At 67.0% G+C, this 7,279-nt stretch carries 8 protein-coding genes and 1 tRNA gene; 5 read left to right on the forward strand and 4 right to left on the reverse strand.

Translation table 11 applies throughout. The annotated features are described in order from the left end of the window. Positions 1 to 167 precede the first annotated feature (167 nt). Entirely contained in the window at positions 168 to 1,037 is an 870-nt protein-coding gene (locus ACWGID_RS41375; RefSeq protein ID WP_452204925.1) for a sigma-70 family RNA polymerase sigma factor, read from the reverse strand. A 102-nt stretch (positions 1,038 to 1,139) separates the two neighbouring features. Here ACWGID_RS41375 and ACWGID_RS41380 point away from each other — a divergent pair, with 102 nt between their 5' ends. After that, entirely contained in the window at positions 1,140 to 1,580 is a 441-nt protein-coding gene (locus tag ACWGID_RS41380) for a pyridoxamine 5'-phosphate oxidase family protein (protein ID WP_452204927.1), read from the forward strand. A 46-nt stretch (positions 1,581 to 1,626) separates the two neighbouring features. Continuing rightward, positions 1,627 to 2,598 carry an aldo/keto reductase gene (locus ACWGID_RS41385; protein ID WP_452204929.1) on the forward strand — a complete coding sequence of 324 codons (972 nt, stop codon included), beginning with the start codon at positions 1,627 to 1,629 and terminating at the stop codon, positions 2,596 to 2,598. On the opposite strand, the gene ACWGID_RS41390 is transcribed toward ACWGID_RS41385, so the two are convergent. Further along, positions 2,580 to 3,506 carry an AraC family transcriptional regulator gene (locus ACWGID_RS41390; protein WP_452204931.1) on the reverse strand — a complete coding sequence of 309 codons (927 nt, stop codon included), beginning with the start codon at positions 3,504 to 3,506 and terminating at the stop codon, positions 2,580 to 2,582. The two genes, ACWGID_RS41385 and ACWGID_RS41390, sit on opposite strands and share 19 nt — an antisense overlap. A gap of 75 nt (positions 3,507 to 3,581) precedes the next feature. Between ACWGID_RS41390 and ACWGID_RS41395 the strand changes: the two genes are divergently transcribed. Further along, on the forward strand, positions 3,582 to 4,595 hold the full coding sequence (locus tag ACWGID_RS41395) for an SDR family NAD(P)-dependent oxidoreductase (protein ID WP_452204932.1): 1,014 nt from the start codon (positions 3,582 to 3,584) through the stop codon (positions 4,593 to 4,595). A gap of 53 nt (positions 4,596 to 4,648) precedes the next feature. Next, a complete protein-coding gene (locus tag ACWGID_RS41400; protein ID WP_452204934.1) occupies positions 4,649 to 5,122 on the forward strand; it encodes a hypothetical protein in 474 nt (157 codons plus the stop codon). 306 nt (positions 5,123 to 5,428) lie between these two features. Here ACWGID_RS41400 and ACWGID_RS41405 read toward each other — a convergent pair. After that, positions 5,429 to 5,500 (reverse strand) — tRNA-Val (locus ACWGID_RS41405). Between the two features lie 107 nt (positions 5,501 to 5,607). On the opposite strand from ACWGID_RS41405, the gene ACWGID_RS41410 reads away from it, so the two are divergent. Beyond that, the gene (locus ACWGID_RS41410) at positions 5,608 to 6,174 is read left to right on the forward strand and encodes a CGNR zinc finger domain-containing protein (protein WP_452204936.1); all 567 of its coding nucleotides are present in this window, start codon (positions 5,608 to 5,610) and stop codon (positions 6,172 to 6,174) included. Between the two features lie 111 nt (positions 6,175 to 6,285). Here the strand turns inward: ACWGID_RS41410 and ACWGID_RS41415 are convergent, their stop codons facing one another. Then, a complete protein-coding gene (locus ACWGID_RS41415) occupies positions 6,286 to 7,104 on the reverse strand; it encodes an aminotransferase class IV (RefSeq protein WP_452204938.1) in 819 nt (272 codons plus the stop codon). Positions 7,105 to 7,279: the final 175 nt, after the last annotated feature.

Genomic DNA, 7,279 nt, shown 5'->3' on the forward strand with positions numbered 1-7,279 from the left:
CTTCGCTTCGAGCGTTTCCACTCGGTGCGAGAGCAGAACAGTAGCGCACTTTCCGCCCGGACAAAAACCAGATTCCGCAGCGTCGCGTCCCGGGTACGGCGAGCGTGAACAGCACCCCATTCGTCACACCAGCCCCACGAATCTTGTCCACTCGCCACGCCGTCCGATCACCCCTTCAAGGTCACCAGATCAACACTTTCGAGGTACTCCGGATCGCCCCGGAGATCGAGCGCGGCGACACGCCCGTCGACGACCGTGAAAGAGAACACAACGAGTGGTTCGCCGCGCCGCATCCACACCAGGCCAGGCATTCCGTCGACGAGTACGAGTTTCGCCGCGGCCGCCCGTCCGGAGAATTCCTGCGCCACCGCTGCCGCCCCCGCGAGCGTCGATTCCGTCCCGTAGGCCGCCGCCCCCGCGTCCGCGCGCACGACCACCTCGGGATCCAGTACTTCGAGCAACGCCGTGAAGTCCGCCCCGCGCGCCGCGGCGAGGAACGCGGTCACGACTTCTTTCTGCCGGAGTACGTCGACGTCGGTCGGTTCCGGCGTACCCCGGACCCTTCGTCGTGCCCGGCTGGCGATCTGCCGCGCGGCCGCCGGTGACTTCCCGATGATCGGAGCGATGTCCTCGAACGGTACGGCGAACAGGTCGTGCAGCACGAAGGCGAGCCGCTCGGCCGGCGACAGCGTCTCGAGGACGACGAGCAGCGCGAGACCGACCGAGTCGGCCTGCACCGCTTCGAGTTCGGGATCCGGTACGTCGTCGTCCGCAAGCGCCGGCGAGTGTTCGCCGACGGGCAGTTCGGGCCGGCCGCGGCGGGTTCGCAGCATGTCGAGGCAGATCCGCCCGACGACGGTGGTGAGCCAGCCGCCGAGGTTGTCGATCGTCGCGGAGTCGCTGCGACTGAGCCGGATCCAGCTTTCCTGGACCGCGTCCTCGGCCTCCAGTTCGGAGCCCAAGATCCGGTACGCGACGGCCCGCAGGCGGTCCCGGTTCTCCTCGAACCGTGTTGCGAGCCAGTCGTCCCCGGCCATTCGAACCACATCCTTCACCTGTCACACTGACCGGCCCAGTGCCGTCATGCGCATGACGGAGTACGTGAAGAAGATGTGACAGCAGATCCCGAGGAGCATGTGATGACGGCACCAGCCCGGTCGTTGCCGGACCGCAAGCAGGACACTCTGAACCGCCTGGAGCACGACGTGGACGCCTGGGTGTCCACAGCGTCACTGGACGGTACGCCGTACCTCATGCCGCTCTCGTTCCTCTGGAGCGACGGGACTTTCCTGCTGTCGACGGCCCGGACCAATCCGACCGGTCGTAACCTGCACGCCAACCCGGTGGTGCAGTTGACGCTGGGCGAGGTTCGCGACGTGATTCATGTGACCGGCACGGTCGAGGTCGTCGACCCGAGTGACGCCGAGGGGGAGGCGTTCGCAGCGAAGTCGGGCTTCGACCCGCGTCCGTTGGAGAACTACCTGTTCTTCCGTGTCACGCCGACCCGGATCCAGGCGTGGCGTGAGGTCAACGAGCTGAAGGACCGCGTGCTGATGGAAAACGGCGCCTGGCTGATCTGAGGCTTCCCTTGACTTCGAGTGCGGTCTAGAAGGCAGGGTGGGGTGCATGTTGTCTCGAACGATCGGAAACCGCCGGACCGTCAGCGCGCTCTGCCTGGGCGCCATGAACTTCGGATCGTCGACGCCACCCGACACCGCGTTCGCGATCCTCGACCGGTTCGTCGAGGCGGGTGGGACGTTCATCGACACCTCGAACAACTACAACCAGTGGCTCGGGCATGGTGGTGAGAGCGAGGAACTGCTCGGACGCTGGATGCAGTCCCGCGGCAACCGCGACGACCTGGTGATCGCGACGAAGTGCGGTGCGCGGACGACGGTGCCTGGTGATCCCAGCGATGCCCAGTGGGAAGGGCTGAGCGCCTCCGCTGTCGGTGAGGCAGTCAAGGGCAGTCTGGGTCGGCTCGGTGTTGACCGGATCGACTTGTACTACGCGCACATCGACGACCGCAGTACTCCGTTGGAGGAGACAGTCGCCGCATTCGGTCAGCTGGCGGCGGAGGGGGTCGTTGACGTTATCGGGTGCAGTAATACCGCGGCGTGGCGTCTCGACCGCGCTCGACAGACCGCAGCTGCTCAGGGCGTCGCGCAGTACTCCGTCATTCAGCAGCACTCGACGTACCTCTGGCCGAACCCGCCGTCGTTGCAGGGGGTTCGTCGTCGGGGCACACCGCATCTTCAGCATGCGGGGATCGAGCACTTCGACTATCTGGAAGAGCATCCCGACGTGACGCTGGTTGCGTACCAGTCACTGCTGGCCGGCTCGTACAGTCGGCCGGACCGGCCTTTCTGGGCTGAGCGTGGTTATGCGCATCCGACGGCGTACGTCCGGTTCGAGGCACTGCGGCAGGCTGCGCGTGAGCTTGGTGCGACGACGAACCAGGTAGTACTCGCGTGGCAGCTGCAGCATGGCGTCGTACCGCTTGTTGGCGCGTCCTCCGTTGCGCAGCTCGACGAGGCGCTGGGTGCTGTCGAGCTGGAGCTCGATGCGGAGCTGGTCGCTCAGTTGGATAACGCCTGAGCGCGTGCCTTGATGCGGTAGCGCAATGGTGACTCGCCGACTTCGCGTTTGAACGCCGTACTGAATGCGCTCTCGGAGGCGTAGCCCAGCTCGGAGGCGAGGGAGCCGACGCTGACGTCGCCGTCGCGGAGGGCGCGTTGGGCGAGCATCATCCGCCACCGGTGCAGGTACGCACGCGGCGGCATGCCGGCGACCTCGCGGAAGCGTTCCGCGAAGGCGGTGCGGGACATCGCGGCGGCGCGAGCGAGTTCGTTGAGTCCCCAGAGCCGGTCGGGTTGTGAGTGCATCAGGGTGAGTGCCGGGCGCAGTCGCTCGTCGGTGAGTACGTGCAGCCAGCCCGAGGGGAGCGCGGCTTGATCGACATACGCGCGGAGTACCTCGAGGGCGAGTAGTTGGGCGTGCTGCCGGATCGCGAAGGCCGAGCCCATCCGGTGACCGGCGACCTCGTCGAAGAGCCGGTGGATGCTGCCGCGGAGGTTGGCGCCGGTGGTGCTGGAGGCCCGCACGTGCGCTACCGGGGGCAAGGCCTCGGCCAGCAGGGCCCGGCCGGCTTCGTTGAGGTCGATCCGGCCGCCGAGGACGATGTCGTGCGTCGTCCAGTCGGCGCCGGTCAGCGTGGCGTCACTCTCGATCGGCACGACTTCCTGGACGGGTCCGTCGCCGGTGCCGCCGGAGAGCTCCACCCGCGAGCGGTTGTTCAGGATCGCGACGTCGCCCGGAAGAAGTTCGATCGGGGCGTCGACACCGTCGGTGACCAGGCAGGCGCGGCCACTGACCACCGCCAAGAACTTGAACGTCTCCGCGAGCTCGGCTCGCGCCACCCACGGTCCGCGGACGGCGAACCCGCCCGACACCAGCCCGCGGACCTCCACGAGCTCGAACACCTCGGATAGCTGATCGTCACCCATGACTCTGTACTCTCGCGAAGAAAATATGGACGGATACTTATTCAGAGTACGCCGCTCGCGCAGCAGAGTGGAGGCATGACCCAGAACAAACAAACCCCCATCGGTACTGGCTTCAGCGCGGCGTCGACCACCGACGACGTACTCGCAGACATCGATCTGACCGGCAAGAACACGATCGTGACCGGCGGCCACCGCGGCCTCGGCCTGGAGACGACCCGCGCCCTCAGCAAGGCCGGCGCCACCGTCACCGTCGCGGTCCGCAACCCAGACGGCGCAGCCGCGGCGCTTGAGGGCATCGACGGCGTCGAGACCAGCCAGCTCGATCTGCTCGACCCCAAGTCCATCGACGACTTCGTCGACCGCTATCTCGCGACCGGACGCCCGCTGCACATCCTGATCAACAACGCCGGCATCATGGCCGGCCCGCTGCACCGCGACGCCCGTGGGTACGAGTCGCAGTTCGCCACGAACCACCTGGGTCACTTCCAGCTCACCCTGGGGCTGCTCCCGGCCCTGCAGGCGGCACACGGCGCCCGCGTCGTCAACGTGACCTCCGGCGGTCACCGGCTCTCCGACATCCGCTGGGAAGACCCGCACTTCACCCACGATTACGACCCGCTACTCGCCTACGGCCAGTCGAAAACCGCCAACGTCCTGTTCGCGGTGGAGATCGAACGGCGCTGGTCGCAGTACGACATCCACGCCTTCGCCGCACACCCCGGCATCGTCATCACCACCAACCTCGGCCCCCACCTGCCCGAAGGCGAAACCCGAACCCCCTGGCTGTCCACAGAGTCCCTCCACGCCATGGGCCTAACCGATGACCAAGGCAACCAAATCCTCGACCCCACCCACGAACGCAAAACCGCCCGGCAAGGCGCCAGTACGTCCGTCTTCGGAGCCACCAACCCCCAACTAGACGCCCACGGCGGCACCTACCTGAAAGACAACGAGATCTCCCCGCTCGACCCCACCACAGAAACGAACTTCCACGACCAGAACGTCCGCTCCGACGTAGTACCCCACGCAGTAGACCCGAACTCCGCAGAACGCCTCTGGACCCTGAGCGAACAACTCATCAAGCACTGACGCTCGCTAAGGTCACGAGGTACTCGACCCCAACCTCCCGGAGACGCTCGGTCATGACTGATGCACCGCCATACTTCCAATTGGCCGCGGCCCGCCTCTACCAACCAGACGCCGTACTGGCTGAACGTCTCCCCGGAGGCACGGGGGAGTTGGCCGCCTACATCAAGACCCTGGTGTGGGTAGGCACCGAGTATTTCAGCCACTACGCCGGCGCCTTCGGCTCCCTGGGCCTCCTAGTAGCCGTAGGCATCAAGCCCTCCGGCCATACCCGAATCTGGTGCGACCCAATAGCCGGCACCCTCCCCACGGACGTCGCCTCCACCTTCGCAGATCTCCTCACCGGCGCCGGCGCCAACGGCCGCCCCCAGGTAACCGCCCCTGTCGCCCTAGCCCTGGAAACCCACCTGGGCAACGGCCCGAGTTCCCCGTTCCCCGAAATCCCCGCCACCTGGCAGTCCGCCGCCCAGTCCGCCCCGAGCCCCCTAACCATCCCCGACGACCTCCTCAAACTCATCTGGCCCAACTAGCCGACCCACGACGAGCAACCCCCGCGGGTCAGCCGGCTGCGGCGCTCAACCACGAAGCGAAGACACACTCGACCGCGACGAGCAATCCGTGCGGGTCAGCCGGCCGCGGCGCTCAGCCAGGGAGTCGAGCGAAGCGAAGGCCCCGAACCCGACCGCGGCGAGCAACCGGGGAGCCGAGCGAAGCGAAGGCGCGAGGGGGTGCGGGTGGCGGAGCCCCCGCTGGCGGCGAGCGAAGCGCTGCCGCACGAAATGACGAAGGCGACCCGGTCCGCGCTTTCCGCGGACACGAGTCGCCTGTCGACTGCGTGGGCGATACTGGGTTCGAACCAGTGACCTCTTCGGTGTGAACGAAGCGCGCTACCACTGCGCCAATCGCCCGGGGTGTTGCTGGTGTTGCGGGTGAAACCATAGCGCATGATTCAGCCCCGATCTAATCGAGCCGGGCTACTCTTGCTGCAGGACGGAGATCCCGTCGCGTTGGAGACGTGATTGTGACTTTCTCGCACGACACCGAGCAGGCGCTCGGGACGCTGGTCCGGCTCGTGAACACGATGCCCGGGCCGAACAGCCAGGTCGACTCACTGGAGGCGATGGAGGAGCTGGAGAAGTTCGTCCAAGAACGCGAGTTCAGCGCGGTCGGCACGCTGACCGACAAGGATCTGACCGAGGTCCGGGATCTGCGGCCGGTGTTCGCGCCTGTCTTCACCACGGATTCTGATGCGTCGGCGGCGACGATGATCAACGCGATCATCGCCCGGGGTACGTCGACTCCGCGGCTGACGAATCATGACGGGCACCCGTGGCACATCCACTATTCGCGGGCGGGTGCGTCGATTGCGTGCCGGATCACGGTGGAGTGTGGGATTGCGCTGGCCCAGGTGATCTCGGCCGGCGAGCGGGAACGTCTGCGGCGCTGCGAGGCCCCGGATTGTGACGATGCCTTGATCGACCTGTCCCGGAACCGTTCGAAGCGGTACTGCGACGCGCGCACCTGCGGCAATCGGCTGCACGTCGCGGCGTACCGCGAACGGCGTAAGGCGTCGGGCGAGTAGTTCCGCGGACCTGCGCCACTCACCAAACGCACCGCAATCGCCCGGTCGCCGTGTGGCGGCCGGGCGATCGGCCTGTGGCCGGCGGGTTGGTGAGTGTCTGGTGTCCGGCGGTCAGGGGTTGAGGTCCTGCGCGGAGCGTTCCGCGAAGATCTTCGCGACCTGCGCCGTGATCGTGCCGGGGGCGGGGAGTTCGCGGTCGTCGACACGCTGAATGGCCTGCACATCACGCGTTGTTGATGTGAGGAAGATCTCCTCCGCCCGGAACAGCTGCTCCAGCGGTACGTCGCGCTCGACGCCGCCGAACCATTCGAGGACGAGCGCCCGCGTGATCCCGGCCAGCGCGCCGGACGCGAGGGTCGGTGTGACGAGCTCACCGTCGTACACGCAGAAGATGTTCGCGCCGGTGCCTTCGCTGAGGTTGCCGACGGTGTTGGCGAAGATCGCTTCGCTGCCACCGCGCTCCTTCGCGTAGGCGAGGGCGCGGACGTTCTCGGCGTACGACGTGGTCTTCAGGCCGGCGACCGCGCTGCGCTCGTTGCGGACCCACGGGACGGTGACGATCGCTGACGTGGGGGACGGGCGGGTGATCTCCTGCGTCGCGATCAGGACCGTCGGGCCCGACGTACCGCGATCGGACGACAGCGGCGAGACACCGCCGGTGTACGTGATCCGCAGCCGGCCGAACGGGATCCCGGGATCGGCCGCGACCACGGCCTCGATCCCGCCCTCGATCGCCGCGGTGTCCGGGGTGGGGAGACCGAGCCCGACGGCCGAGCGGACCAGCCGCTCGAGGTGCCGGTGGACGGCGAACGGCCGGCCGTTCTCGATCTTGATCGTCTCGAAGACGCCGTCGCCCGTGGTCAGCCCGTGGTCCAGCGGCGAGACCGTCGCCGCGTCGTCCAGCACGGCGCCGTTGAGCCAGATTCGCATGTCGTGCTCCTTCCTCACAACACCTTAGTGCGCAGGCGATCCGGGTCCGCGAGGCAGTCCGGAGGTGACCAGTTGATGACCGTACGTCGACCTCCCGGGGACCCCCGTTTTTGAACTCGGCGCGGGATGGGCTAATGTTCTTCTCGCGCCGGGGGTTACAAAAACTCGGTCGCAA

The sequence above is a fragment of the Kribbella sp. NPDC054772 genome (assembly GCF_053611945.1).